This window comes from Streptomyces spinosus (genome assembly GCF_020400655.1).
In the GTDB taxonomy this organism is placed as follows: domain Bacteria; phylum Actinomycetota; class Actinomycetes; order Streptomycetales; family Streptomycetaceae; genus Streptomyces; species Streptomyces argyrophylli.
In genome coordinates, this window is the sequence record NZ_JAINRC010000004.1 from 227619 (window position 1) to 254400 (window position 26782).

Sequence of the window (26782 nt, forward strand, 5' to 3'; positions counted from 1 at the left end):
GCTCCCACCTCCACCGAAAGTTCGCTGACAGCCCTGCGGCGCCGCTCGAAGGTTCATTCGAAGACCGGGCCGGACCTCCGACGACTCCAATTGGCGCCGCGCGACGTGCTGTTGCCAGCAGTCTGCCACGAGCCCTGACCGAGTCACACAGCACTCTGCAATTTTCAGAGTGACTCTTGCCAAGTGTCCATGGCAGGGCGATAGTGGCAGGCGTGATTCCGTCCGCGCCTTTAGGAACAGACGCCGCCGCAGACCGTTCCGGTCGCGGCGCCGCTGCGGGTTCCCCCGCGCGAGCCGGTTCGAACGCGGGGGAGGCGACGACCTCCCCGGGGAGCACTGCGGAGCGCAGGTTCCGGTTCGAGCTGGCCGCACACCCGGGCTCCGTCGCCCAGGCCAGACGCCTGACGCGGGCCCGGCTGTCCGGCTGGGCGGTGTGCGCGGACACCTGTGACAGCGCTGCCCTGGTCATATCCGAGCTGGTCACCAACGCGATCGTGCACACCGCGAGCGGCCGGGTCGTGTGCGAGCTGCACGACCACGACGACATGGTGCGCATAGCCGTACGTGACGAGGGCTGTGCTCCTGGCGAACCCCACCCTTCTCCGCAGCGACCCGACGAGGAGCACGGGAGGGGGTTGCTCCTCGTCGACGCGCTGTGCCGGGCCTGGGGTGCCCAGGAGCACGGCCCCGGCCTGCTGGTCTGGGCAGAGCTGCCACGGCAGGACGACACCGCCCACGACACCGCCGAACCGCGCGACGACCTGGGCTGGGGCGCCCGCCCCAAGCCGGGCCGTCCGGACGACTCCGACGACGACCGCCCGGCCGAGGCGAGTGGGCGGGTGGCGCAGGACGAGCGGCGGGGCACGGCACCGGGGCAGCACCGGGACGCCGTACGGGAGGAACACCGGGACCCAGCCTCCGGCCGGCAGCGGGACGTGGCCTTCGGGCAGCTCGGGGACACGGCCCGGGAGCACCGCCGGGACGCCGTACCGGAGCAGCAACGGCGGACTCCCCGGCTGAACGGGCCGGGGAAGGCGGGGCAGCTCGGGCCTGGGGGGGCCGTGCAGCTCGGCCCCGGCGTGTTCGCGCCCGTGCCGCTCGGGCAGCTCGGGCCGGGTACGCCGAGCCCGCACGGGCGGGGGGAGCCGGAGCAACACCGGCATCTCCCCGCCGGGCAACCGGCACACCGGCTGCCCGAGCAGCACGGCTATGGGGCGGCGGAACAGCACCCGCACGCCGCGCACCCGGAGCAGCACCGGCTCCCGGCACCGGATCAGCCACCGCACCACGCACCGGCGTCCCCCCTTCACGGGGAGCGGCCGTGACCGGCGGGCGGCCCGGTGGCGGCGGCGCCGGCCAGGAACACGCCATCGGGCTGGACACGCTGGTACGGCTGCAGCGCCGGCGCCCGGCCCCCGGTCCGGCCCACCGCCTGTCCCTGCCGGACGGCATGACGGCTCCGCTCGGCTGCGACGCCGTCGCGGTGCCCGACCGCCTGGGTCCGCTCGTCGTACCCCGGTTGCCACGGCTGGGATGCGTGTACGCCGACGGCTCCCACTGGTGGTGGATCGTCCCGTCGGACTCCGACTACGCCCTGCCCTGGCCGTCCCCGGCCCACTACGCCGTCGGTGCCCTGGTCACCGGTACCGCCCGGCTCATCCATCGCCCGCAGGGCACGGTCCCGTACACCCCGCCGATCCCGCTGTACCTGGCCCTGTGCCGGGTGACGGGGACGGCGCCGGACTGGTCGCGGGCGGTCTCGGCGTAGCCGTCGCCGCCCGGGCACGGCCGTTTTCCGCCGTCCTGCGCGCCGTCCGGCGCCACCGGCGCTGCCCGCGTCCGGCCGCCATTCCCGCCCCCCTGTCCCCCAGGCCCGCCGGTCCTGCGGTCCGAGCCATGCCCCCACGCCACCCAGCGCCCGCCCGCCGCACCGCTCACGCGGATCGTGCTCCCTCCGCGCCCCTCGTACATCCGCTCGCGCCCTGCCGAGCCGGGACCCCCGGCCGCGATAGTGGCCGTTCCGTCGGGGTGCGGGAGGTCGCGGTGAGGGAGAAGCGGGAGGCGTCCGAGCCGGTGGTGTCGGCGTCGGAACGGCTGCTGTTCGGCGGACCGCTGCGGTACGACATGGGCTGGAACCAGCATGCGGACGCCTTCCTCACGCTGTCCTTCCGGGCGATGCTGACCCGGCTGCCCGGCATGCTGTCGTCCAGTCTCCGGCTGGCCCGGCAGGCCGACGCGCGCGCCGCGCGGGTGGTACTGGCCGCCGAGGCGGGCCGTGGCGTGGCCCAGGCGGTGAGCCTGCTGGCCGTGAACAACGCGCTCGGCAGGCTGCTCACCGGCCCCGGTATCGAGCAACGGCTGCGCGCGGCCGCCCCCGCCCTCGTCGTGATGGCCGCCGTGAGCCTGGTCGCCGCGCTGCTGCGGGCCGCCTCCGTCTACGCCACCGGGCGGCTGGAACCCAAGGTGGAGCGGGTGGCCACCGAGCTGTATCTGGAGCGGGCGGCGAACGTCGAGCTGGCCGCGATCGAGGACCACGCCTTCCACAAACTGCTGGACACGGCCCAGTACGGCGCCCGGTCCGCCCGGCACATGATCGGCTACAGCACCCGGGTGATCAACGCGATGATCTCGCTGGCCGCCGCGGCGGGCGTACTCACCGTGCTGCACCCGGCGCTGCTGCCCCTGCTGGTCACCATGACCCTGCCCAGCGCCTGGAGTGCGCTGACCAACGCCCGGCGCCGCTACGAGTCCTTCCACACCTGGGTCCAGCACGCGCGGGCCGGTCAGCTGATCAGCGGCCTGCTCACCGAGCCGGCCGCCGCACCGGAGATCCGGGTGCACGGCGTGGGTCCGTTCCTGCTGCGCCACTTCCGGTCCATGTCGGAGACCGCCGAGGCGGAGCAGGCCCGGCTGTCCCGGCTGGCCGCGCGGACCGGTCTCATCGCCGCGGCCTGGACGGGCCTGGCGACCCTCGCCACGTACGCGACGCTGGGCGCACTGCTGCTGGCCGGCACGATGGCCCTGGCGGTGGCCGGTACGGCGGTGATCGCCATCCGCACGGGTGCGGCGAGCCTGGACACGCTGGTGCTGGAGATCAACCAGCTGCACGAGGAGGCCCTCTTCGTCGGCGATCTCCAGCGGCTGTATGCCGCGGCGGCCGAGCGGGCCATCCCGGCGGGCGGCGAGCCGCTGCCGGAGGACCCGAAGGAGATCCGCTTCGAGAACGTCACCTTCAGCTACCCGCACGACGAGCCTCCGGCCGAGGGGCACCGGGCCGAGCAGCACCCGGCCGGCGGCCACGCGACCGCCCCGCCCGCGACCGTCCCCCACCCGGCCGGAGAACGCACGACCGGGAACCGCACGGGCGGAGAACCCACGACCGGGGACCAGCCGACCAGGGAGCACCAGCCGGGCGCGGGACGTGGGACCGGCAAGGAACCGGCCGGCGTGGAGGCGACCGGCAAGGACCCGTCCGGCAGGCCTGCCGCCGGCGGGCGCCCGGCAGCCACCACCCGTCGTCCCGCCGGCGCCACCCCACGCCCCGCCCTCGACGACGTCACCCTCACCCTCCCTCTCGGCCGGATCATCGCCCTCGTCGGTGAGAACGGCTCGGGCAAGACCACGCTGGTCAAGCTGCTCGCGGGGCTGTACACACCGGACCGGGGCCGGATCCTGTGGGACGGCGTCGACGCGGCCCGTGCCGACCGGCGGCTGCTCGCCGAGCGCATCGCGATGGTGGCCCAGGACTTCAAGCGGTGGCCGTTCACCGCCCGGGTGAACGTGGCCGTCGGCCGCTCCACCGCGCCGATGACCGAGGAACGGCTGGCCACGTCCATCGCCGAGGCGGGCGCCGAGGACGTGGTCGCGGATCTGCCACGCGGCCTGGACACGCTGCTGGCCCGGAACTTCAGCGGCGGACACGAGCTGTCCGGCGGCCAGTGGCAGCGGCTCGGCATCGCCCGGGCCGCCTACCGGCGAGGGAGCATCCTGATCGTGGACGAGCCGACGGCGGCGCTGGACGCGCGGGCCGAGCTGGAGGTGTTCGAGAAGATCCGGGCGCTGGCGGGCGGCGGGCAGACGGTCGTCCTGATCACCCACCGGCTGGCCTCGGTCCGGCACGCCGACCTGGTGCACGTGCTGGAGCACGGACGGCTGGTGGAGTCCGGCACTCCGGATGAGCTGCTGTCCAGGGGCGGTGTCTACGCGGAGCTGTACTCCCTCCAGGCGCGGCAGTTCACGGCGCGGGTGCCGGCCCCGGAGCCGGGCTGAGCCGCCCCGGCGGCACTCATTCGACCGTCCCGCCGCCGCGGACGATCACGAGGAAGGTGTCCGTCGCGAGGTCCATGACGACCTCGGCGGGCAGCCCTTCCAGTCGCCGGGCGTGGGCGAACTCCTCCGCGGGCCAGGAGCCCCGGGGACCACCGGCGGGAAAGCGTTCGAGCACCGTTCGCCCGTTCACCATCTCGCACCTCCAGAAAGCGTCGTACGTGTAGGGAGTTAACGCCCTGGAGAGGGGAAACGGCTCGGTCGGTGACGGGACTGAGACATTGTCGGAACCGGGTCGGCGCGGACCGTGAGGGTCCGCTCACCTTGTGACACGAACCGCACGCTCCGTATCGGGAGGTGCACCATACGTCCCGGAGTTCACGCCACGGGTATCAAAGGCATCAGTAGTCGTACTCGTCGTGCAGCCGGAGCCGCTCGCTTCCGGCCGGGCTGCGGCCGAGTGCGGTCAGGTCGAGCAGGGCCGAGGTGGTGCCCAGCCCCTCCAGCCCGTCGTCGTACACGGAGTAGGTGTGGAAGACGCGGTCGTGGTCGCGCAGGAAGCAGCTGAGCCCCGGGCGCTCGACCGGCCCGCCGTCCGTCTCGACGGTGGCCTCGAAGTCGCGGTTGAAGTCGCGGCCACGGTCACGGCCGCGCTCACGCTCGCCGTCGTCGTAGCCGTGCGCCGAGGAGTACCAGGGCACCGCCCAGCCCATCCGCGCCTTGAACGGCAGGATCCGGGTGAACGGTGCCCGCGAGACGGCCGCGAAGGAGGTGTTCCGGGCACGCAGGTGGGCGAGGTGGCCGACCTGGTCCAGGAAGGCCGCGCAGCACGGACAGCCGGTCTCCCATTCCGGGGCGAACATGAAGTGGTGGACGACGAGCTGGGCGCGCCCCTCGAAGAGGTCGAGCAGGGTGGCCTTGCCGTCGCCGCCCTCGAAGACGTAGTCCGGGTCGACCTCGACCATGGGCAGCCGCCGCCGCTCGGCGCCCAGTGCCTCGCGCGCCCGCCTGACCGCCTCCTCCTTGCGCAGCAACTCCTCGCGCGCCGCGCGCCACTGCTCGCGCGAGACGATCTCCGGGTACGACATGGGTCCTCCTGTCCGACGGTCGGTCCGGGATGGTGACCGCCGGCGGCAGCGGAACTCATCGCGCGGAACGGAGGATTTTCCGGCCAAGTCCTGCCCGGCTTTCGGCCAGGAGCGGTCCCAAGTGCCGCTCCCCCGGGGCTTCGCCCGTGGTCGCGCGCGGTCGGCGCCGGCAGCCGCTCCCTCAGCTCCCGTAGCACCGTGGGCACTTCGAGGGTGCGGTGCCGTCAGCTACGGGGAGGCCGGTGCCGGGGAGTGCGGCGCGGTCCAGGTCCTGCCACCGGCGCGCAACCCGCCGGGCGGATACGGCTAAGCGGCAGCCGCCGTGCCCACCGGTACCCGCATTCCCCGCCGCTCCAGCTCACCCAGCGCGTCTTGGAGGCGGCGGAGGTGGCGGGGGGTGAGCCGGCCGGTCTCGTCGAGGTGCACCGCGCAGGCCGTGGTCGTGTCCACGAGCCGTTCCAGCACCTCGGCGACGGCGTCCGTGCCCTCCGTGTGGCGGGCGAGGGCGGGCAGTTCCGCGGCGGCGACGGCGATGGCGGTCCGGGCCTCGGCGAGGGTCCGGTAGGCCTCCCGGCGCAGCGCCCACCGCTCGGCGCGGTCGCCGGACTCGCCGAGGACGTGCACGAGGTAGGCGTCGGCGGCGCTGCCTGCCGCGGCGAGCCGGGCCCGTACGCCGCCACCCCGCTCCCCCGGCATCGGCAGATGCCCCACGACCAGCACGAGCACGCAGGCCAGCAGCGTCTCGCCGATCCGGCTGACCGAGGCCTGCGGCTCCCCGCCGGCCATGACCAGGGCGAGGACGAGGACGGTGACGGCGGCGGTGAGCGCCGCGAAGTGCCGGGTGGCGACCGGGATGACCGCCCCGCAGACCGTCACCAGCGCGACCAGCCCGGCGGGGCGGGGCAGCAGCGCGGCGAGAGCGGCGAACACCAGGGCGCCGAGCACGGTCCCGGCGGCCCGGCACAGCACCCGTGAGGCGAGCGGGCCGAGGTCGGGCTTGACGAGGAAGACGGCGGTGGCGGGCAGCCAGTACCAGTGCTCGTGCTGTCCGTACCAGCGGGCGTGGTGCAGGGCCTGGGCGATGGCGGCGCTGGCTCCGAAGCAGAGGGCTACGCGCATCCCGTACTCGCGTCCGCCGGTGCCCAGCGCGGCCCGCACGGCGTGCCGGAAGCCGCGGCGGCGGCCGAGCAGACCTCGGTGGGCGCCGTCGCCCCGGTCGAAGGCGTCGGCGGCGTGCAGCAGGGCGTCGTCCAGGGCGCGCAGGGCGGGCGCCGACCGGTGCGGTGCGGGCAGCGGGCCGGTGCCCCTGTCGCCGCGGACGGCGGCGGCGAGCCGCCGGGGGCCCTGCGCCGCCCGCGCCGGTACGGCCTCTCCCGCCCAGTACAGGGCAGTGGCGGCCTCGGCCAGGGGCAGGGCGGCCGCGAACCGGGCGTGCAGCCGGCGTTCGGCGGCGGAACCGGTGTACCGGCGCAGCCGGGGTCCGGCGAGGGCGTCCTGGGCGTGGTCGAGCGCGGCGGTCAGCGCGGCCCGCCGGGCGGTGGCGTCCTCCCCGCCCACGGCGTCGAGGAGCGCGGCGATGGCGTCGTACACCCCGGCGACGGCGGCTCGCTCGCCGTCGAACCGGAAGTCACCGGCGAGCGAGCCGGGGCTGGGCAGGGCCAGGCGCAGCGCCAGCAGCCAGCCGGCGCCGGCCAGGAAGGCCAGGGCCCGCTGCCAGCCGTTCTCGGCCGCGGGCATCCCGGCGCCGATGGCCGCGGCGACGAGCAGTTGTGTGCCGGCGGCGGAGGCGACGGGCCCGACCGCGCTGACGCCGCCGGCGACCAGCCCCAGCCCGGTGAGGGCGAGGGTCAGCGGTACGGCGGCGAGCCCCTGCCCGGCGCACGTGCCGAGGAACAGCCCCAGTGCCCCGGCCAGCGCGGGCACCCCGAGCCGCTGCACGGACGCGCGCCGGCTGCCGGGCCTGTCGTTGATGCCGGCGAGCATCGCACCGATGGCGGCGAGCACTCCGGAGGCCGTCTGCCCGCCGAGCATCCCGGCCAGCAGCAACGGTCCGGCGGCGAGCGCTCCCCGGCACACCGCACTCCAGGGAACGGGACCGCGCTGGGCACGGAAGGCATGAGCGAGCCAGAGGGGTACAGCACGCCGCGACACAGGGCTCCTGTTCACACGAGGGCGGGGGTGGGCCTTCGGACGACGGTGGCCGGTGGAGGTACCTCCACGGTAGATCGCGTTCCCCGCGTGAACGGCACGCTCACGTTTCGGGCAGGTGAAAGGTGCCGGGTGCGAGGTTTCTTTATGAACGCAACGCCCCGGCGACGATGTCCTCGACCGCCGCCACCGCATCCGCCAAGGCGCCGGGGTCGGCCCGCAGCGCGGCCACGACCGCGTCGACCTCCCGCAGCCCCGCCCGCTCCAGGAGGCGTTTTTCGTTGGTCACCCATTCGCCGCGGGCCGCGAGGACGGCGTGGGCGGACTGTGCGGCGGCTGTGGCCAGGGCGCCGGCGGTTTCCGTGAGGCGGGCGTGGGGGGCGTGGTGGGACTTGGCGTAGGAGAGGGTGGCGCGGGCGGTGCCGGACCAGCGGTCGAAGGCGGTGCGGCGGAGTGCGGGTGGGTAGGCGGCCGGACGCGGGAGGTCGCCGCGCAGGACCTGGTGGAGCGCCAGTTCCGCGACGACCAGGTAGGTGGGGATGCCGGCCAGGTGGAACAGCAGCGGCTCCACCCGGAAGCGGCCCTGCTCCGCCTCGGCCAGTTCGTGTGCGACGACGTCCAGGTCCCGGTAGTGCACGTCGACGCGGCGTCCGTCGATGGTCAGCCAGGCCCCGCCGTTGAAGACACCGCCGCCCCAGCCGCCGATGTCGCAGACCTCGCCCGGCCAGCCGAGGGCACGCAGGTCGTCGGGGTCGAAGGGGCCCCGGTAGTAGACGGCCAGGTCCCAGTCGCTGTCCGGGCGGTGGGTGCCCTGGGCGCGGGAACCGCCGAGGGCCACGGCCCGTACGGCGGGCAGGGCGGCCAGGCGGTCGGCGGTGCCGGCGAGGAAGTCGGCGTCGGAGGACTGTGGCATGCCCTCAGCCTGGCGCAGCCACGCCCCGGTCCGCTGCCGGAATACGGCGAGCGCCTGTGAGGGCGCCCGTGCGGCTGGGGGTGACGGTGCCGGTGTAATTCGGATGCGGGCGGGCCCGGTGAGGTCCGATCATCGGGGGGTTGCCCGCCGACCGTTGCCGTTCGAGGAGCCGCTCACCGTGATCCGGCGCGTCACCGCCCCCGCCCTCTTCCCGCCGCCCACCTACTCCCACGCCTCCGTCGTCGAGGCCGGCACGAAGCTCGCGTTCCTCGCCGGGGCTGTGCCGCTCGACGAGCGGGGAGAGATCGTCGGCCCCGGCGACCCCGTACGGCAGGCCGAGCAGGTGATCGCCAACCTCGGGGAACAGCTCCGTGCCGTCGGCAGCGACCTGGAGCACGTGCTGTCGACGGACGTGTACGTCGTGAGCGGCGAGCCCTCGGCGCTGTCCGCGGTGTGGGAGGTGGTGGAGTCCTCGGGGCTGGGAGCGGGGCCGCACTCCTCCACCCTGCTCGGTGTCGCCTGCCTCGGCTACACCGGCCAGCTGGTGGAGATCACGGCCACCGCCGTGGTGCCGGAGCGGGCGGGAGACGGCCGATGACGGAAGCGGTCGTCCTGCGCCGCGCCGTCGCGGCGGACGCCCGCGCCGCCGCCGACGTCTACTTGCGCTCCTTCGACGCCGCCCTGCCGACGGTCGTCCGGCCGCACACCGACGACGAGGTCCGGGACCACATCCGGGACGTCGTGGTGCCGCTCCGGGAGACCTGGGTGGCCGAGGCGGCCGGGGCCGGGGTGGTCGGCCTGATGGTCCTGGACGGGGAGTCGCTGTCCCAGCTGTACCTGGACCCTGAGTGGCGGGGGCGGGGCATCGGCGACCGGTTCGTGGCGCTCGCCAAGGAACGCCGTCCCCGGGGCCTCAGCCTGTGGACCTTCCAGGTCAACGAGCCCGCCCACCGCTTCTACGAGCGGCACGGGTTCCTCGCCACCGAGTCCACGGACGGCAGCGGCAACGAGGAACGGGAGCCGGACGTCCGGTACGTCTGGCGTCCATGACGGTCACCTCCGGTGCCGGGCGCCCGCCCCTCCCATGGGCGCGCCGGCTCTCCCACCACCCGTCGCGCTCCCGTCATCCCGGCGCAGCCCAGGACCAGGACCTCGGCGCCGGCCCCCGCGCCCGTTCGGCGGCGGCCGGGAACGCCGACTCCGTGCGGGCCGGGTCCTGCGCGAGGCCGAGCCGCCGGGGTGCTGGCGGAGCTGCGGGACCCGCTCGCCGGGCGGCCCGGGCGACGACGGAGGACGACGCCGGATCGATCACGGTCGAGAAGTGACACCACCTTCTCGCCCCGCAAGGCGGGTTGTACGACGCCATCGCCTCCGGCGCCCCCGACCGAGCCCGTGCCCACGCCCTCGGTCACGTCCGCGCCAACCACCGCTCGACGGTACGGCACCTGTGCGGCCCGGCCCCGGCGGACGCCACCGCCACCGACCCCGGCCGGGGCATCCCAGCCGCGCCTGCGCGAGCTCTACGGCAGCCCGGCCGCCTGCGCCGCCGTGCGCAGTACCTCGCGGAGCATGCCGGCGGTGAGCCGGCCGGTGAAAGTGTTGCGCTGGCTGACATGGAAGCAGCCGAAGAGGTCCAGGCCGTCGAGCGCGACCCGGGTGCCGTGGGCGAAGGCCGGGCGGGGGCGGGGCACGGTCCAGCCCGCCGCCGCGAACGCGGGCAGCGCGGCCTGCCAGCCGAAGGCGCCGAGCACGACCACGGCCCGCAGGGTCGGCCGGAGCAGCGTCAGCTCCTGGACCAGCCAGGGACGGCAGGTGTCGCGCTCCCCCGGGGTCGGCTTGTTGGCGGGCGGAGCGCAGTGCACGGGCGCCGTGATCCGCACGCCGTACAGCCGAAGCCCGTCGTCGGCACTGACCGAGGTGGGCTGCGAGGCCAGCCCCACGTCGTACAGCGCCTGGTACAGCACGTCTCCCGAACGGTCCCCGGTGAACATGCGGCCGGTGCGGTTGCCGCCGTGCGCGGCCGGGGCCAGCCCGATGATCGCCAGCCGCGCGTCGGCCGGCCCGAACCCGGGCACCGGCCGCCCCCAGTACGTCCAGTCGGCGAACGCGGCCCGCTTTGTACGGGCCACCTCCTCACGCCATTCGACCAGCCGGGGGCACGCCCGGCAGTCCGCGACCCGCCGGTCGAGCCGGGCCAGGGCACTGCTGTCGTCCATGCGGCCACGGTATGCCCTGGGGGCGGGCGGCCCGCCGCGGGGAGGCCGGGTGCGGCGCGAGCCCGCGTACGGCCGGCGCCCGGGGCGCCGCCGCCCTCTGCGCCGAGGCACCACCCGGCAGGGTCCGGCTCAGCCGGTGCTCCGGGTGCGGTGGTTCCCGGGGTCCGCCGCGGCCACCGCGGCCACCGCGGCCACCGCGAAAACGCTTCCTGGTCCGCGGGTCCGGGGCGTTAAGGTCGGTGCATGGCTACCGATGACGCGGACGAGAACGTGGACCGTGGGACCGTCGAGGAAACCGGCGAGCCGGCCGCGGCCGGCCCCGCCCCCGACGGCCGGCCGCTCGATCCCAGGATCGCCGCCGCGGTGGCCGCCGCCGAGGCCGCCGGGCCCGCCGGCGGTGAGACCGTCCGTATCGACAGCTGGATCTGGGCCGTCCGCCTGATCAAGACCCGTTCCCTCGGCGCCACCGCCTGCCGGGGCGGGCATGTGCACGTGAACGGTGAGCGGGTGAAGCCCGCCCACTCCGTGCACGTCGGCGACGAGGTGCGGCTGCGGCACGAGGGCCGGGAACGGATCGTGATCGTCAAGCGCCTGATCCGCAAGCGGGTGGGCGCACCCGTGGCCGCCCAGTGCTACATCGACAACTCCCCTCCGCCTCCGCCCCGCGAGGCCACGGCTCCCGCCGGCCTCCGCGACCGTGGCACCGGCCGCCCCACCAAGCGGGACCGCCGCGAACTGGAACGCCTCCGCGGTGTCACCGGCCCGGGCATCCCGGCCGGCTTCCCCGGTTTGACCGATCCGGGCGGCCCCGGCGCGTCCGGCGGTCCTGGCGGGACCGGCGGCCGCGGCGGACGCGGTGGCCCTCGCGCTTCCGGTGGACGCGGCACCTCCGGCGGCTCGGGAGGACGGCCGCGCGGACGCTGAGCCGGCGAGACCGCGCTCGCGCCGGGCCGTCAGCTGCCGGGGCACCCGAAGCGTCCTTACCCGGCCCATGGCTCCGGTGTCACCGTCGGCCCAGCAGCCGCAGCAGTTCCCTGTTATGCGCTCGGCGGGTCCAGGCGATCAGGGCGAGGGGGACGATCAGGATCAGCGGGGTCGCCGCGTTCTGGCCGTCGAACGCGGTGACCTGGACGGTGAACGCCCCCACCATGAGCGCGGCGAGGGCGGTCGCCGCCACGGACTGCAGCACGGGGACCAACAGGGCGACGGCTCCGGCGAGTTCGAGTGCGCCGATGGTGTACATGGCCCCGCTGCCCCAGCCGATCCTGTCGAAGGACTCGACGGCCGTGGGGTGGGCCATGAGCTTGGGCAGGGCGCTCGCGACGCCGTAGAACAGTGCGAGCAGCACCTGCACCGCGCGCAGGGCGACCCGGGCTCCGCGCGCCCGGCCGGTGAGCACGCCGGCACGCTCGCCGGCGGGCGTCGTCATCGTGGAACTGGCGGGGGCGGTGGTCTTGGACATGAGGGCTCTCCTGGTGTGGCGGTCCCGATTGCTGTCACCGAGGCAGACCGGCCGGCGCTCCGGAACTCATCGGCGCACACCGCACCGGTCGAGCACGCTCGCCGTCCCGGTCGATGACGCGCGAACCCGCGTGCGGGAGCCAGGGTGACTACGCCGAGGGAACCGCCCGGACCCACATCCCGTCCGGTGTCAGATACCTGTCCACCCGCAGTCCCGCTTCCGCCAGCGCCGACTCGAACTGTTCCTTCGTCAGGGGTCTGGAGAGGAACGTCTGCGTCCAGACCGCGTCCGGGAACACATACTCCGCGTGGACCGAGTTCACCCCCTCCCCGGCCGGCCGCACCGAGGCGATCCGCACGGTGAAGCCGCTCGGGTCGACCCGCTCCCGGGGCACGTCCGTGTGATGGTCGGCGCCCTCGCGCTGGATCAGCACACATCCGCCGTGCGCGACGTGCCGGGCGCAGGTGCTCAGGATGCCCCTGCGCACGTCCTCGTCACCGGCGTGCACCAGGAACGACGCGAGCATCACCACGTCGAACCTCTCGCCCAGGTCGAGGCCCTCGATGGAGCTGTGTATCGTGCGCGCTCCGCGGACCCGGGCCAGCATGTCGGCCGACTCGTCCACCGCCGTCACCGTGAAGCCGCGCTCCAGCAGCGGATGGGTCACCCGGCCGACGCCGCTGCCGAGTTCCAGGATGTGCGCCCCGGCCGGTACGGCCGCGGCGATGATGTCCGGCTCCTCCCCCACCGGCAGGCGCGCGTACAACTCGACCGCGCAGCCGTCCGGGGTGATCACACCCGGTCCCGTGCCCTCGTAGCCCTCACGCATCTCGATCCTCATGCCCGGACAACGGTCCGCCTCCGCACGCCCGTTCCCACCCTCCCCCGGTTCACTCGTTCGAGCTATTCGGTCCGGAAGGGGAACCATCCGTGCCCGATGTACCAGTGGCCGCCCGCCCGCAGATGGTCCCCGACCGCCCGCTCCACGGACGTCCGGCGGGGCAGCGTGGCCACCGGCAGGTCCGGGTCCCCGAAGACGAACTGGACGGGCTCGGTGTCGGCCGGCTCGCCCTGCTCACGGGCGATGCGGAACCGTTCCTGGAACCGCACGATGTTGGAGTCGGCGGGCAGATACCGCCGCAACTGCGGGTCCAGCAGCCAGGAGTGGCACAGCACCGCCACCGGCCGCTCCTCGGGGAAGTGCCGGGCGAAGAACGCACGGGCCAGCGCCAGGGAGCGGTCGCAGGCGGACGGGGTCAGCGGGCCGTGGAAGTCGGGGACGTGCAGGTTCAGGCAGGGCGTCCCGGGAGTCGCGTCGAGTCCGGCCGGCGCCGTCACCCGCGCGTCGAGGTCCCCGAGCCTCGCCCGCTCGAACTGCAGCCGCCCCAGTTGGTACAGCTCGCCGCGGAAGTGCCGGACCAGCCAGCGCAGTGACCGCATCCCGGCCCTGCCGTGACGCCTGCGGTGAAGGGCGAGGTGACGGCCGAGGTCGGCCAGGGTACGCCGGGAGATCTCGGCCGGGATGCCGCGCGCCCGGTGGTACGCCCGGGTGCGGGGCAGCGCGGCGAGGAGGACGTGCACGGCGAAGGTGTCCGTCGGACCGGCCGGGGCCGAGGCGAGCAGGCCGGGCAGGTCGGGCGTGCGGCCGGTGTCCTCCGGCTCCCGGAAGAGCTCCTCGACGCATTCCGCCAGGAGCCGGAGCGTGCCGGGATCAGCGGTCAGCCCGCGCCACTGGGCGACCAGTTCGTTGACGTCCTCGTGCGGCACGGCCAGGTCGAGGAGCAGTGCGGGCAGGTCGTCGGCGTCCGGCAGCACGGGCGGTCCCCCTTCGGCCTCGACGGGCGGCTCGGCACGCCCTCTCATCGAGGGCTCCCGTCGCCCCGTCGAGTGTTGATGCACGTCGTCGTCGAAGAGTACGTTGCAAAGGAGGAGTGGTGGTCCGATGCGTACGGGCAGTGAACCGGCGACCGCGCGCAGTGCGCTGCGGGCACGCTTCTGGCTGTGCCTGTGGGGGCTTGGCTGGGCGGTGTTCGGCACGGCGGCGTTCGCGCTCGCCGGGCGCCCGGGCTGGGCGGCGGCCTGTGGGGTGCTGTGGCTGCTGGTCACCGTCGACCTGACCGTGATCCTGCGGCACATCCGGCAGGGCCCGCACTACCAGCCGGGCCGGGACGTACCCCCGTACCCGCCGCCGGACGGCCCGCCGTATCCGGAGCGGCCGAAACACCACCACCCGTACCGGGGGGCATCGCGGCACCGCCATCCGTGACCGGCCGGCGCCGTCGGGTGACGACCGGCGCGCCGCTGCGCCCGTCCGTCACTCCTCGAAGCGTGCCGCCTTCAGGTACTGCGGGTTGGGGTCCAGCGCCGCCGCCAGCCGGAAGTGGCGCTTGGCCTGGTCGGGGCGGCCCTGACGCTCGTAGGTGCGGGCCAGCGCGAAGTGCGCGTACGCGTTGTCCGGCTCGCGCTCCAGCACGATGGTGAACTCGAGCTCGGCGGGACGCAGTTGCGCCGCGGCGAAGAAGGCGCGGGCGCGCAGCAGCCGGGCGGCGGTGTTCTCGGGGTGCGCGGCGATGACGCCGTCGAGCAGCTTCACCGCGCCCCGGGGGTCCCGCGCGTTGAGCAGTTGCTCGGCGGCACGGAAATCGATGACATGCGTTTCCGGAGTACGTCCGGTGGAACCGCTGGTCTCGGGCACGGCAGAGTCCTTCCCTCACTGCCGCGCTTCAACGCGCCGAGCCGGGCCGCTATTCCGTACCGGCAGGCTCTGACGGGCGTTTCGCGCCGCCTATCCCGTTCTGTCCGCTCCGTCGTCGCCCTCCGTGCCCTCAGGGGCCGCGCCGGCCTGCCGCGCCCGGTGGGCGAGGTCGTCCCAGACCTCGGCGACGCGCCTCTTCAGCGCGTCCAGGGGCACGTCGTTGTCGATCACGATGTCCGCGATCTCCCGGCGCTGCTCGCGGGTCGCCTGCGCGGCCATACGCGCGCGTGCGTCCTCCTCGGTCATCCCGCGCAGCCGTACCAGCCGGTCGAGCTGGGTAGCGGGGCTCGCGTCGACGACGATCACGACGTCGTAGAGCGGGGCGAGGCCGTTCTCGGTGAGCAGGGGCACGTCGTGGACCACCACGGCGTCCTCGGCCGCGGCTCTCTCCAGCTCGCGGGAGCGGGCGCCCACCAGGGGGTGCACGATCGAGTTGAGGAGGGCGAGCTTGTCGGGGTCGGCGAAGACGATGGAACCGAGCCGGGGCCGGTCGAGGCTGCCGTCGGCGGCGAGGACGTCCGTTCCGAAGGCGTCGACCACCGCCGCGAGACCGGGCGTGCCGGGCTCGACGACCTCGCGCGCGATGCGGTCCGCGTCGATCAGTACGGCCCCGTGCCGCACGAGCAGCCGCGACACCTCGCTCTTGCCGGCGCCGATCCCGCCGGTCAGGCCCACTGTCAGCATGAGCGGAAGCTTAGGCCCTGGCTGCGCCGGCGGGACCGGCGGAGGTCAGTTGTCGCCCTCGCGCTCCGCCAGGAAGCGCTCGAACTCCCGCCCGATCTCGTCGGCCGACGGGATCTCCACGGGCTCGGCCAGCATGTTGCCCCGGGTCTCGGCGCCCGCTGCGGCGTCGTACTGGTGCTCAAGGCCCTGGACCAGCGCGGTCAGTTCCTCGTCGCCCTCCTGGATCTGCCGGTCGATCTCGGTCTGCGTGCGGTGCGCGTCGGTGCGCAGCGCGTGGGCGACGCCGGGCAGGACCAGGCCGGTGGCGGCCGTGATGGCCTCCAGGACGGTCAGCGCGGCGTCCGGGTACGGCGAACGGGCGATGTAGTGCGGGACGTGTGCGGCGACGCCCAGGACGTCGTGCCCGGCCTCCATGAGGCGGTATTCGAGCAGCGACTCGGCGCTGCCGGGCACCTGCGCCTCCTCGAAGGGGCTGCGGTGGCCGGGGACGAGGTCGGTGCGGTTGCCGTGCGGGGTCAGGCCCACGGGGCGGGTGTGCGGGACGCCCATGGGGATGCCGTGGAAGTTGACGGACAGGCGGACGCCGAGCCGTTCCACTATCTGCCGCACGGCCGCCGCGAACCGCTCCCACTCCACGTCGGGCTCGGGGCCGGACAGCAGCAGGAACGGGGCACCGGTGGTGTCCTGGACGAGGCGGACCTCGATGGCCGGGGTCTCGTAGCCGGTCCAGCGGTCCCGCTTGAAGGTCAGCAGGGGCCGGCGGGCGCGGTAGTCCACGAGCCGGTCGTGGTCGAACCGGGCCACGACCTGGTGGGGCAGCGAGTCGAGCAGCCGGTCGACGATCTGGTCGCCGGTCTCGCCCGCGTCGATGTATCCGTCGAAGTGGTAGAGCATGACAAGGCCGGCCGACTCCTGGGCGAGCGCCATGTCCACCACGGCGAGGCCCTTCGGCTCCCATGCGTACAAACCCTGCGGATCAAGCACTGTGACCGCTCCTCCTCGTGTTCCCCATGGACAACGCGCCCCGGAACAGGGGAATTCCCGCGACACGCCGCTGATCAGCGAACTCCCACTGGACATCTTGACGGTCCGTCACCTGGTCCGTACCTTCACGACAGCCCGAGTTCAGCAGGCCGGTCGTCGTTCACGTATGAGGAACGGTGAGGAACGGCACGACAGGAAGGCACTCCATGCGCATCCGCACGCCGCTCACCTCCCTGTTCGCCGCCCTCGCCGCCGGCGGACTGCTCGTCACCGCCGCCGGCCCGGCCCCGGCCGCCACCACGATCGAGGTGACTACCGCCGCCCAGCTGAAGGCCGCGCTCGGCGCCGCCGCACCCGGCGACACGATCCACCTGGCGGACGGCACGTACACCGGGAACTTCAAGGCGACGACGCCGGGCACGGCGTCCGCCCGCGTCACCCTCACCGGCTCCCCCAGGGCCGTGCTCACCGCCGGCGGCGGCTACGGCCTCCACCTGAACGGCGCCTCCTACTGGACGGTCCAGGGCGTGACCGTGACCGGCGGCCAGAAGGGCATCGTGATCGACACGGCCGGCGGGGTCGTGGTCGACGGCGTCACGGTGCACGGCCTGGACATGGAGGGCGTGCACTTCCGCTCGTCCAGCACGGACGGCGTGATCAGGAACTCCAGGATCTACGACACGGGCAACGACGGACGCGGCATGGGCGAGGGCGTCTACGTCGGGACCGCGAACACGCTGTCCGACAGGAGCGACCGCGTACAGATCCTGGACAACACGATCGGCCCCGGCGTGGGCGGCGAGAACGTCGACATCAAGGAGGGCACGACCGGCGCCCGGATCATCGGCAACACCTTCGACGGCAGCGGCCTGACCGGCGCCAACTACGACGACTCCTGGGTCGACGTGAAGGGCAACGACGTCCTCGTCCAGGACAACACCGGCACCGGGACCAGCAACGACGGCTACCAGACCCACACCCAGCAGCCCGGCTGGGGCTGCGGCACGGTCTTCAGGGGCAACCGGTCGGACCTGACGGCCGCCACCGGGACGACCCGCCTGGCGATCGACGTCACCAACCTCGGGGCCGGCTGCACGACGACGGTCCACAGCAGCAACACGGTGACGGGCGGCAAGGGTCTGACCAACATCACGGTGACCCCGTGAAACACCGAGGGGCCGCACCTCGAAAGGTACGGCCCCTCAGCCTGCTATCGGCTAAGCCCAGCGGCTAGCGTTCAGCTCTGCCCACCGGCCAGCTTCTCGCGCAGCGCGGCCAGCGCCTCGTCCGAGGCCAGCGCACCGGAGGTGTCCGCGCCCTCGGAGGAGTACGAACCGCCGGTCGCGGCCGGAGCCGCAGCCTCGCCACCCTCGGCCGCGGCAGCGGCGTCGGCCTCGCGGGACTTGATGACCTGCTGCTGGTGCTGCTCGAAGCGGGACTGCGCCTCGGCGTACTGGCGCTCCCACTCCTCGCGCTGCTTCTCGTAGCCCTCGAGCCAGTCGTTGGTCTCGGGGTCGAAGCCCTCGGGGTAGATGTAGTTGCCCTGGTCGTCGTAGGACGCGGCCATGCCGTACAGGGTCGGGTCGAACTCGACCGCGGACGGGTCGGCACCGAAGGACTCGTTGGCCTGCTTCAGCGAGAGGCTGATGCGACGGCGCTCGAGGTCGATGTCGATGACCTTGACGAAGATCTCGTCGTTGACCTGGACGACCTGCTCCGGGATCTCCACGTGGCGCTCGGCCAGCTCGGAAATGTGGACCAGACCCTCGATGCCCTCGTCCACGCGGACGAACGCACCGAACGGCACCAGCTTCGTGACCTTGCCGGGCACGACCTGGCCGATCTGGTGGGTGCGGGCGAACTGCTGCCACGGGTCTTCCTGGGTCGCCTTCAGCGACAGGGAGACGCGCTCGCGGTCCATGTCGACGTCGAGGACCTCGACGGTGACCTCCTGGCCGACCTCGACGACCTCGGACGGGTGGTCGATGTGCTTCCAGGACAGCTCGGAGACGTGGACCAGACCGTCGACGCCACCCAGGTCCACGAAGGCACCGAAGTTGACGATCGAGGAGACCACACCGGAGCGGACCTGACCCTTCTGGAGGGTCGTGAGGAACGTCTGGCGGACCTCGGACTGGGTCTGCTCCAGCCAGGCACGGCGGGACAGGACCACGTTGTTGCGGTTCTTGTCCAGCTCGATGATCTTGGCCTCGAGCTCCTTGCCGACGTACGGCTGGAGGTCGCGGACGCGGCGCATCTCGACCAGGGAGGCCGGGAGGAAGCCACGCAGGCCGATGTCGAGGATGAGACCACCCTTGACGACCTCGATGACGGTACCGGTGACGATGCCGTCCTCTTCCTTGATCTTCTCGATGGTGCCCCAGGCACGCTCGTACTGGGCGCGCTTCTTCGAGAGGATCAGGCGGCCTTCCTTGTCCTCCTTCTGGAGGACCAGGGCCTCGATCTCGTCGCCCACGGCGACGACCTCGTTCGGGTCGACGTCGTGCTTGATCGAGAGCTCGCGGCTCGGGATGACACCTTCGGTCTTGTAACCGATGTCGAGCAGGACCTCGTCCCGGTCGACCTTCACGATGACGCCGTCGACGATGTCGCCGTCGTTGAAGTACTTGATCGTCTCGTCGATCGCTGCGAGGAAGGCTTCCTCGTTACCGATGTCGTTGACCGCTACCTGCGGGGTGGTGGCGGTGGTCTCGGTGCTGCTCGTCATGTGGGAAAGGGCTCCGGTACGGACATTGAAGTCGTAGGTACTGCTTACGCCGGGAGCCCGTTTCGCTCTGCAGAAGCCGGACAGCCAAGGAAGCGCCACTTTGAGCACCGGGTGCCCGGTGGCGCCTCGACAACCGAGGGGACATACAACAGATGCGAGCGCAGCCTGCTACGTCTGAGGTGCGCAGGCCCGCAGCGCAACTTGTAGCATACGGGGGCAGCCGGACATGGTCAATGCGCGAAGGCGCACACCCGGGGCAGATCGCCGTATTTCCGGCAGAAGAAACGTCCCGACAGGCCACGCGGGCAGGGGGACCGCTTCCGCACGGACCCCCGGCGGGCTGGACGGAAGAGTACGACGAGGGAGCCGATCATCCAAGAGCCTGAAGCGCACGGACCACAGGGGGCGGACGGGTTCGAGCCCGAGGCCACGCGTCGTGAAGCGGACGTCACGGAGAGCGCGCGGGCCAACCGGGGCTGGTGGGACCGCAACGCCGACGAGTACCAGACCGAGCACGGCACGTTCCTCGGCGACGACCGCTTCGTGTGGGGCCCGGAGGGCCTGGACGAGGTGGAGGCCGAGCTGCTCGGCCCGCCGGAGGAGCTGAAGGGCAGGTCGGTCCTGGAGATCGGCGCGGGCGCGGCGCAGTGCGCGCGCTGGCTGGCCGCCCAGGGTGCGCGCCCGGTGGCCCTGGACCTGTCGCACCGCCAGTTGCAGCACGCGCTGCGGATCGGCGGGTCGTTCCCGCTGGTCTGCGCCGACGCCGGCGCGCTGCCCTTCGCGGACGGCTCCTTCGACCTGGCGTGCTCCGCGTACGGGGCGCTGCCGTTCGTGGCCGACCCCCGGCTGGTGCTGCGCGAGGTCCGCCGGGTGCTGCGGCCGGGCGGGCGGTTCGTGTTCTCGGTGACGCACCCGATCCGCTGGGCGTTCCCGGACGAGCCGGGCCCGGAGGGCCTGTCGGTGTCCTCCTCCTACTTCGACCGCACGCCGTACGTCGAGCAGGACGAGCAGGGCCGCGCGGTCTACGTGGAGCACCACCGCACGCTCGGCGACCGGGTGCGGGACATCGTGGCCGGCGGCTTCCGCCTGGTGGACCTGGTGGAGCCGGAGTGGCCGGCCTGGAACACCTCGGAGTGGGGCGGCTGGTCGCCGCTGCGCGGGAACCTGATCCCGGGCACGGCGATCTTCGTGTGCGAGCGGGGGTGATCCCGCCGGGTGGCGCGGGCGCTGCCCGGGACCGGCCGGCACGCGCGCGTACCGGCCGTTCGCGGACCCGTACGACACTGGGGGCGTGATCCGTTACGACGCCCTGGACGCCCTGCCCGTGCGCGGCGCCCTTCCTGCCCTGGCCGAGGCCCTGGAGGGGCACGGCACCGCCGTCCTCGTCGCGCCGCCCGGCACCGGCAAGACGACGCTGGTGCCGCTGGTGCTGGCCGGGCTCGTCGGCGACGGCCCCGCGCGGCGGGTCGTGGTGGCCGAGCCGCGGCGGATCGCGGCGCGGGCGGCGGCACGGCGCATGGCGTGGCTGCTGGGCGAGAGGCCCGGCGGGAGCGTCGGCTTCACGGTACGCGGCGAGCGGGCCGTGGGGCGGCACACGCGCGTGGAGGTCGTGACGACCGGTGTCCTGCTGCAGCGGCTCCAGCGCGACCAGGAGCTGGCCGGAGTGGACGTCGTCGTCCTCGACGAGTGCCACGAGCGGCATCTGGACGCGGACACGGCGGCCGCGTTCCTGTGGGACGTGCGGCAGGCGCTGCGGCCGGAGCTGCGGCTGGTGGCCGCGTCGGCGACCACCGACACCGAGGGGTGGGCGCGGCTGCTCGGCGGGGCGCCGGTGGTCGAGGCGGCGGGCGTGGCGCATCCGGTGGAGGTCGTGTGGGCGCCCCCGGCGCGTCCGGTCCGGCCGCCGCAGGGGATGCGCGTGGATCCGGCGCTGCTCGCCCATGTGGCGTCGGTGGTGCGGCGGGCGCTGGCCGAGCGGACCGGGGACGTGCTGTGCTTCCTGCCCGGCGTCGGCGAGATCGCGCGCGTGGCGGGCCTGCTGGGGGATCTCGGTGACGTGGACGTGCTCCGGGTGCACGGGCGGGCGCCGGCCGCCGTGCAGGACGCGGTGCTCGTGCCCGGGGAGCGGCGCCGGGTGGTGCTGGCGACGTCCGTGGCCGAGTCGTCGCTGACCGTGCCGGGGGTACGGGTCGTGGTCGACTCCGGGCTGGCGCGGGAACCCCGCGTGGATCACGCGCGCGGGCTGAGCGGACTGACGACCGTACGGGCGTCGCGGGCGGCGGGGCGGCAGCGGGCGGGGCGGGCCGGGCGTGAGGCGCCGGGTGCCGTGTACCGGTGCTGGGCTGAGGCCGAGGACGGCCGCCTGCCGGCGTTCCCGGCGCCGGAGATCAAGGTGGCCGACCTGACCGCGTTCGCCCTTCAGGCGGCCTGCTGGGGCGATCCGGACGCCTCGGGGCTGGCGCTGCTCGATCCGCCGCCGGCCGGGGCGATGGCCGCGGCGCGCTCGGCTCTGACGGCGGTGGGGGCGGTGGACCCCGCCGGGCGGGCCACGGAGGTCGGCGCGCGGATGGCCCGGCTGGGGGTGCACCCGCGGCTGGGGCGGGCCTTGCTGGACACGGGCGGTCGAGGGGCCGAGGTGGTCGCCCTGCTCTCCGAAGAGGTGCCCCGGGAGTACGGGGACGATCTCGCCGGCGCGCTGCGCCGTGTCCGGCGCGGTGGTGACGCGTACGCCGCGCGGTGGTCGGCGGAGGTCCGGCGGCTGCGCGGCGTCTCGGAGGAGTTCTCCCACCCGCCGGCCCGCGACGGCCGGCGAGAGGGCGCCGTCCGGGGCGGCCCGGGCATCGGTGACGACCGGCTCGCCGGACTCGTCGTCGCCCTGGCCTTTCCCGAGCGGGTCGCCCGGCTCGACGGCGGGTCGTACCTCATGGCGTCCGGGACGCGGGCGGAACCGGCCGAGGGGTCGGCGCTGCGCGGTGCTCCCTGGATCGTCGTGGCCGTCGCCGACCGGCCCTCCGGCAAGGGCCACGCGCGCGTGCTGCTCGGCGCGACCGTGGACGAGGACGTGGCGCGGGCCGCCGCCGGCGCGCTTCGGACGGAGGAGGACGAGGTGCGCTGGGCCGACGGGGACGTCGTGGCCCGGCATGTCGAACGGCTGGGCGCGATCGAGATCGCGGTTCGGCCCCTGAAGGACGCCGGCCCGGCTCTCGTACGCGGCGCCCTCCTCGACGGGCTCCGGCAGGACGGGCTCGGGCTGCTCCGCTGGCCGCCGCAGGCGGAGCTGCTGCGGCAGCGGCTGGCGTTCCTCCGGGCGCACCTGGGCGAGCCGTGGCCGGACGTGTCCGACGCCGCGCTGCACGCGCGCGTGGACGAGTGGCTGGAACCCGAGCTGAGCCGGGCCGGGCGGCGGGCCGATCTCGCCCGGATCGACGCCGGACAGGCACTCGCGCGGCTGCTGCCCTGGGCGAGCGGGGAGGCCGCCCGGCTGGACCAGCTCGCCCCCGAGCGGATCGCCGTACCGAGCGGGTCCATGGTCCGGATCGACTACCGGGATCCCGAGCGCCCGGTCCTCGCAGTCAAGCTCCAGGAGATGTTCGGGCTGCGGGAGACGCCGGCCGTCGCGGGCGTGCCCCTGCTCGTGCACCTGCTCTCGCCCGCCGGGCGGCCCGCCGCCGTGACGGCCGACCTCGCCTCCTTCTGGGCGGACGGCTACCGGGCCGTCCGCGCGGAGCTGCGCGGACGCTACCCCAAGCACCCGTGGCCGGAGGACCCCGCGACCGCCGAGCCCACACGGCACACGACCGCGCGGCTCAGGCGCTGACCCGGTCGGGCCCCCCGCCCCGCGCCCGGTGTCCGCAGGATCCGGCGACCGCGCGGGGCCGGTGCCGCGCGGAACACGGCGCGGGCGCGCGGGACCGGGCTTGTCTTGCGGCGCGCCCCGGCCTGCCTTCCGGACGGGGCGCGGCCACGGGTGCTCGGGCACCGTCGTCGGCGGCGCTTGGGGGACGTCCGGCGCGACCGGTGAGTCCGGCGCGCCGACCGCGAGGACCAGGGCGAGTGTGCGGTGGCCCCGGCGGCTCCGGTGCCGCTGCCCCAGCCGGGTCCCCAGCCGGGTCCTGATGTGCCGTCAGACAGATTCGGCACCGTGGCAATGGCGGGAGCAGCGGTGCGCGTACGGAGAGGGCGCCCGCCCGCCGGAGCGGGTCGGGCGCCCTGTAGCCGCCGCGCGTCAGGAGGCCGGCGTGCCCGGGTCCGGGCTCGCCGGGGAGTCGGCGGCGGCGACCTTCAGTTCGACCGTGAGCGTGGCGCCGCCCGTGGTGGTGATGCGGAGCAGGAACGTGCCGGTGGTGTCGTCGGCGTACAGCTTCGGCAGGGTGAGCAGGCCCTTGTCGTCCGTCAGGAGGCCGGTGAGGGTGCGTACGGACTTGCCGTCGGCGTCCTTGAAGTAGGGGCCCTTGTCGTTCTCCGTGGCGTCGTCCGCCGACTTGACCAGTGTGGCGGTGGCCGCGACCTTGTCCGCGACGGCGCCCTTGTAGGTCGCCTTCACCTGGAGCTGGTCGGCGAACTCGCCGCCGGGCGTGCAGCTCAGCGGAGTGTCGTCGGTGCGGACCAGGGTGTCGGCGGCGCGCGCGGTGACGGTCGCCGCGAAGTCGACGCCCTTGACGGAACGGCCGACGACGGCGGCGGTGACCTTGAAGTCACCGGTCTTCTCGCCGGCCTGGAGCGCCGGGGCGAGCGCGATGCCCTTGGCGTCGGTAGCCACGGTGGCCACGGTCTCGCCGCCGGCGAAGGTGGCGTCGGTGTCCCCCGTGATGGTGAACCGGATCCTGATCTTGGCGACGGACTTGCCGCCCTTGGTCTCGGCACGGACGCTGACCGGCTCGGCGAACGCGTCGCCGGCCATGGCGCTGAGCTTGCCGGTGCCCACGCCCACCAGGTGGTCCACCAGATCGGTGGGCGTCTGCGGGTCCGTCGGCGGGGCGGGCGGCGGCGGCGGGGCGGGGGGGGGGGGCGGAGCGGGCGGCGTCGGCGACCCGGGGTCGGGGCTCCCGCTGCCGCCGTGGCCGCTCCCGCCGTGGTCGCTCCCGCCGTCGCCGCCAGGCTTGTGGGGCTTCGAGTCCGGCTTCGTCCTCGGCGGGCCCGAGGGCCTCGGGGAGTGCGTACCGCCGGAGTTGTCGTCGCTGCGGTGCTCGGGCACACCGCCGGTGCCGTCGGGGACGGCGTGGCTGCCCTTGCGGTAGTACTCCAGCCAGTTCAGGACCAGGTTCAGGTAGTCCTGCGAGTTGTTGTAGCTGAGGATCGCGCTGTGCAGGCCGCTCTCGGTCGACATGTCCCAGTCGTTGCGGCACAGGTAGTGGCCCGCGGCGAGCGCGGCGTCGTAGACGTTGTTGGGGTCCTTCTTGCCGTCCCCGTTGCCGTCGCGGCCCGCCCAGGTCCAGGTGGACGGGATGAACTGCATGGGCCCGACGGCCTGGTCGTAGGTGCTGTTGCCGTCGTACGCGCCGTCGTCGGTGTCCGGGATGAGCGCGAAGCCGTTGCCGTCGAGCTGCGGTCCGAGGATCCGGCCCACAGTGGTGCCGTCGGCGTCGACCCGGCCGCCGCGGGCGTGCCCGGACTCCACCTTGCCGATGGCTGCGAGCAGTTGCCAGGGCAGGTTGCAGCCGGGCTTGGACGAGCGCAGTTCCGCCTCGGCCTTCTTGTAGGCGTCGAGGACCGTCGCCGGGATGCCCGCCTCGGCCGCGCCGCGGGAGACGGGGGTGCCGGCGCTGGACGAGGGGCTGGGGTTGGGGCTCTTCAGCGGCGGCAGGTCCGTGTAGTACGGCGAGTTGCCGGTGGCGTTGCCGTCGGCGGACCCGTCCGTGGCGGGGGCGCTGGCGCCGGCCGCCGTCTGTCTGCCCTCGTCCTCGTGAGTCACTCCCGGAGCCTGGGACGCGGAGAGAGCCGCGACCGCCGCCGCGGCCACGGCGGTGGTCGCCGCTCCCTTGCGCAGCCGCCTGCCGAAATGCGCCGCCATAGAGTGAACCCCTCCCATTGGACGCCCGTGCGTCCGTCTCCTTCTGTCTGCCTCGCTCTGGTGTGACGGTTGACCCGGTGCTGTGGTTGCGCCTGTTCCGCCCTTCCCTCCGTGCGACGGGTGTACGGCCGTGCGCCCGCACGGCGACGCAGGTGACCCTACGACAAGTTGCTTGGATGCTGCACCGGTTCACGCCCGGATTTCACCGGTTGGCCAACTGTCGTTGCCCGCACCGCCCCGGACGGCGCTCACGCATACTGGGCTGACCTGATCACCGGCGCCGCGTCTCGGGGCCGCCGACCGCTCCAGGGGGCTCTGGTGCCGTTCACGCTCAGCCATGCGGCGGCCGTGCTGCCCGCGATCCGCCGGGACGGCAGCGGCCGTGGCCCATTGGTGCCGACGGTGCTCGTCGCCGGTTCCCTCGCGCCCGACATGCCCTACTACGCGGCCGGTGTCCTGCCGGGCGGAATGGAGTTCGGCGCGGTCACGCACGCGTTCGCCGGCGTCCTCACCGTCGACGTGCCCATCGCCTGGGCCCTGACGGGGCTGTGGCTGCTGGTACGGGAGCCGTCGCTCGCCCTGCTGCCACGGGCCCGGCAGGGCCGGCCGGCCGCTCTGCTGCGCTGCGGTGCGCCCCGCGCGCGGGTACGGGCCGCGTCGGCGGGGTGGTGGTACGCCTCCGCGGTGCTCGGCGCGCTCACCCATGTGGTGTGGGACGCGTTCACGCATCACGACCGGTGGGGCACGCGCCTGGTTCCGGCCATCGGGCGGGAGCGTCCGGCGGGCGTGCCGCTGTTCACGTGGCTGCAGTACGGCTCGTCGGCGGCGGCCGCCGTGGTGATCGCCGTGTTCCTGGTACGCGGGCTGCGGCGGGCGCCGGACGGGGTGCCGGTGGGGGTGCCGGTGCTGTCCGTGCGGGACCGGTGCCGGGCGCTCGTGGTGATCGGCGGCTGCGCGCTGGCCGGGGCGGTGCAGCGCACGGCGGGGTGGTGGGAGCGGCGGGGCACGGCCGCGGGGCCGTGGGAGCTGGTGCCCACCCTGTGCTTCGGGGCGGGCGCCGGGCTGGTCGTGGGACTGCTGCTGTACGCCGTCGGGATCAGGGTCTGGCGTCCGGCCGCCGGTCCCGGGGATCCAGGGGATCCCGGTGGGGTGGTCGGTGCGGGCCGCGGGCGGCCGGTCGCTCGGTGACGGAGGCGACGAAGACCGTGAGCGTCGGCCGGGGGCGTGCTCTCGGGATCAGGGTGAGGACGAGGGCGGCATAGCCGCGGGCAAGGTCGGCCCACTCACGCCAGTCGGTGGTGCGGGCCGCGCGGCCGGCGATCCTGCGCCGGAGATCCTTGGAGACGTTGCGGACGGTCGTGGCCAGGTCGGCCGGGATGCGGGCGGTGCTTGCGTCGGCCGCGAGGGCCGGCACCGGCGCGGCGGGCACGGCCTGCGTCGAGGCGGTGTCCGCCCAGACCCCGGCTGATGCCTCGGGCGTCCGGCGGTGAAGCATGCGTATACCCATGCCCGCAGTGTTGCGGCTGCG

Annotated in this window: 23 protein-coding genes and 2 pseudogenes; 11 read left to right on the plus strand and 14 right to left on the minus strand. The window is 74.2% G+C overall.

Annotated features, from left to right (window positions below):
* Window positions 1-212 precede the first annotated feature (212 nt).
* From LG395_RS10295 to LG395_RS10305, 3 genes and pseudogenes are all read left to right on the plus strand, one after another.
* A pseudogene (locus LG395_RS10295) lies at window positions 213-866 on the plus strand (ATP-binding protein); the annotation flags it as partial.
* 455 nt (window positions 867-1321) lie between these two features.
* Window positions 1322-1768: a hypothetical protein gene (locus LG395_RS10300; RefSeq protein ID WP_171157326.1), complete on the plus strand. Its 447-nt coding sequence runs from the start codon at window positions 1322-1324 to the stop codon at window positions 1766-1768.
* 356 nt (window positions 1769-2124) lie between these two features.
* Window positions 2125-4269 (plus strand): ATP-binding cassette domain-containing protein, encoded by a 2145-nt coding sequence (locus LG395_RS10305; protein WP_263982406.1) that lies wholly within the window; start codon window positions 2125-2127, stop codon window positions 4267-4269.
* 16 nt (window positions 4270-4285) lie between these two features.
* Here the strand turns inward: LG395_RS10305 and LG395_RS10310 are convergent, their stop codons facing one another.
* From LG395_RS10310 to LG395_RS10325, 4 genes are all read right to left on the minus strand, one after another.
* Window positions 4286-4462 (minus strand): DUF8839 family protein, encoded by a 177-nt coding sequence (locus LG395_RS10310; protein ID WP_171157321.1) that lies wholly within the window; start codon window positions 4460-4462, stop codon window positions 4286-4288.
* Between the two features lie 205 nt (window positions 4463-4667).
* On the minus strand, window positions 4668-5354 hold the full coding sequence (locus LG395_RS10315) for a DUF899 domain-containing protein (RefSeq protein WP_171157319.1): 687 nt from the start codon (window positions 5352-5354) through the stop codon (window positions 4668-4670).
* 306 nt (window positions 5355-5660) lie between these two features.
* Window positions 5661-7430, minus strand: coding sequence for an FUSC family protein (locus tag LG395_RS10320; RefSeq protein WP_225809167.1), 1770 nt, complete (start codon window positions 7428-7430; stop codon window positions 5661-5663).
* A gap of 217 nt (window positions 7431-7647) precedes the next feature.
* On the minus strand, window positions 7648-8415 hold the full coding sequence (locus tag LG395_RS10325) for a nucleotidyltransferase domain-containing protein (RefSeq protein ID WP_171157317.1): 768 nt from the start codon (window positions 8413-8415) through the stop codon (window positions 7648-7650).
* A gap of 178 nt (window positions 8416-8593) precedes the next feature.
* On the opposite strand from LG395_RS10325, the gene LG395_RS10330 reads away from it, so the two are divergent.
* A complete protein-coding gene (locus LG395_RS10330; RefSeq protein ID WP_225809168.1) occupies window positions 8594-9013 on the plus strand; it encodes a RidA family protein in 420 nt (139 codons plus the stop codon).
* Complete coding sequence (locus tag LG395_RS10335) at window positions 9010-9465, plus strand: GNAT family N-acetyltransferase (protein ID WP_225809169.1); 456 nt, start codon at window positions 9010-9012, stop codon at window positions 9463-9465. Before LG395_RS10330 ends, LG395_RS10335 begins: the two co-directional genes overlap by 4 nt.
* 47 nt (window positions 9466-9512) lie before the next feature.
* On the opposite strand, the pseudogene LG395_RS41640 reads toward LG395_RS10335, so the two are convergent.
* Both LG395_RS41640 and LG395_RS10340 read right to left on the minus strand, forming a co-directional pair.
* Window positions 9513-9631, minus strand: a pseudogene (locus LG395_RS41640) (aspartate/glutamate racemase family protein); the annotation flags it as partial.
* 304 nt (window positions 9632-9935) lie between these two features.
* A complete protein-coding gene (locus tag LG395_RS10340) occupies window positions 9936-10631 on the minus strand; it encodes a uracil-DNA glycosylase (protein ID WP_171157314.1) in 696 nt (231 codons plus the stop codon).
* A gap of 243 nt (window positions 10632-10874) precedes the next feature.
* Between LG395_RS10340 and LG395_RS10345 the strand changes: the two genes are divergently transcribed.
* Complete coding sequence (locus LG395_RS10345) at window positions 10875-11555, plus strand: RNA-binding S4 domain-containing protein (RefSeq protein WP_225809170.1); 681 nt, start codon at window positions 10875-10877, stop codon at window positions 11553-11555.
* Window positions 11556-11634: 79 nt separating this feature from the next.
* On the opposite strand, the gene LG395_RS10350 is transcribed toward LG395_RS10345, so the two are convergent.
* The 3 genes from LG395_RS10350 to LG395_RS10360 form a co-directional block, all read right to left on the minus strand.
* Complete coding sequence (locus LG395_RS10350) at window positions 11635-12093, minus strand: DoxX family protein (protein WP_225809171.1); 459 nt, start codon at window positions 12091-12093, stop codon at window positions 11635-11637.
* A gap of 148 nt (window positions 12094-12241) precedes the next feature.
* Window positions 12242-12922 (minus strand): class I SAM-dependent methyltransferase, encoded by a 681-nt coding sequence (locus LG395_RS10355; RefSeq protein WP_225809265.1) that lies wholly within the window; start codon window positions 12920-12922, stop codon window positions 12242-12244.
* Between the two features lie 74 nt (window positions 12923-12996).
* Window positions 12997-13908, minus strand: coding sequence for an acyltransferase domain-containing protein (locus LG395_RS10360; protein WP_225809266.1), 912 nt, complete (start codon window positions 13906-13908; stop codon window positions 12997-12999).
* Between the two features lie 127 nt (window positions 13909-14035).
* Here LG395_RS10360 and LG395_RS10365 point away from each other — a divergent pair, with 127 nt between their 5' ends.
* Window positions 14036-14359 carry a DUF6343 family protein gene (locus tag LG395_RS10365; RefSeq protein WP_225809172.1) on the plus strand — a complete coding sequence of 108 codons (324 nt, stop codon included), beginning with the start codon at window positions 14036-14038 and terminating at the stop codon, window positions 14357-14359.
* 48 nt (window positions 14360-14407) lie between these two features.
* Here the strand turns inward: LG395_RS10365 and LG395_RS10370 are convergent, their stop codons facing one another.
* The 3 genes from LG395_RS10370 to LG395_RS10380 all read right to left on the minus strand — a co-directional run bounded on the left by LG395_RS10370 (window position 14408) and on the right by LG395_RS10380 (window position 16516).
* Entirely contained in the window at window positions 14408-14788 is a 381-nt protein-coding gene (locus LG395_RS10370) for a tetratricopeptide repeat protein (protein WP_014672069.1), read from the minus strand.
* A gap of 90 nt (window positions 14789-14878) precedes the next feature.
* Window positions 14879-15532 carry a dephospho-CoA kinase gene (gene coaE / locus LG395_RS10375; protein ID WP_225809173.1) on the minus strand — a complete coding sequence of 218 codons (654 nt, stop codon included), beginning with the start codon at window positions 15530-15532 and terminating at the stop codon, window positions 14879-14881.
* 45 nt (window positions 15533-15577) lie between these two features.
* Window positions 15578-16516 (minus strand): PAC2 family protein, encoded by a 939-nt coding sequence (locus LG395_RS10380; RefSeq protein ID WP_103812881.1) that lies wholly within the window; start codon window positions 16514-16516, stop codon window positions 15578-15580.
* Between the two features lie 206 nt (window positions 16517-16722).
* Between LG395_RS10380 and LG395_RS10385 the strand changes: the two genes are divergently transcribed.
* Window positions 16723-17682 (plus strand): right-handed parallel beta-helix repeat-containing protein, encoded by a 960-nt coding sequence (locus LG395_RS10385; protein WP_225809174.1) that lies wholly within the window; start codon window positions 16723-16725, stop codon window positions 17680-17682.
* Between the two features lie 71 nt (window positions 17683-17753).
* Here LG395_RS10385 and rpsA read toward each other — a convergent pair whose 3' ends face one another.
* Window positions 17754-19244: a 30S ribosomal protein S1 gene (gene rpsA, locus LG395_RS10390; RefSeq protein ID WP_046426488.1), complete on the minus strand. Its 1491-nt coding sequence runs from the start codon at window positions 19242-19244 to the stop codon at window positions 17754-17756.
* 369 nt (window positions 19245-19613) lie between these two features.
* Between rpsA and LG395_RS10395 the strand changes: the two genes are divergently transcribed.
* Window positions 19614-20450 (plus strand): class I SAM-dependent methyltransferase, encoded by an 837-nt coding sequence (locus tag LG395_RS10395; RefSeq protein ID WP_225809267.1) that lies wholly within the window; start codon window positions 19614-19616, stop codon window positions 20448-20450.
* Window positions 20451-20535: 85 nt separating this feature from the next.
* Window positions 20536-23061, plus strand: a complete 2526-nt coding sequence (gene hrpB / locus LG395_RS10400; protein WP_225809175.1) for an ATP-dependent helicase HrpB — start codon at window positions 20536-20538, stop codon at window positions 23059-23061.
* Window positions 23062-23469: 408 nt separating this feature from the next.
* Here hrpB and LG395_RS10405 read toward each other — a convergent pair whose 3' ends face one another.
* Entirely contained in the window at window positions 23470-25254 is a 1785-nt protein-coding gene (locus LG395_RS10405; protein WP_225809176.1) for a lytic transglycosylase domain-containing protein, read from the minus strand.
* A 318-nt stretch (window positions 25255-25572) separates the two neighbouring features.
* Between LG395_RS10405 and LG395_RS10410 the strand changes: the two genes are divergently transcribed.
* Entirely contained in the window at window positions 25573-26442 is an 870-nt protein-coding gene (locus LG395_RS10410; protein WP_225809177.1) for a DUF4184 family protein, read from the plus strand.
* Window positions 26443-26782 lie beyond the last annotated feature (340 nt).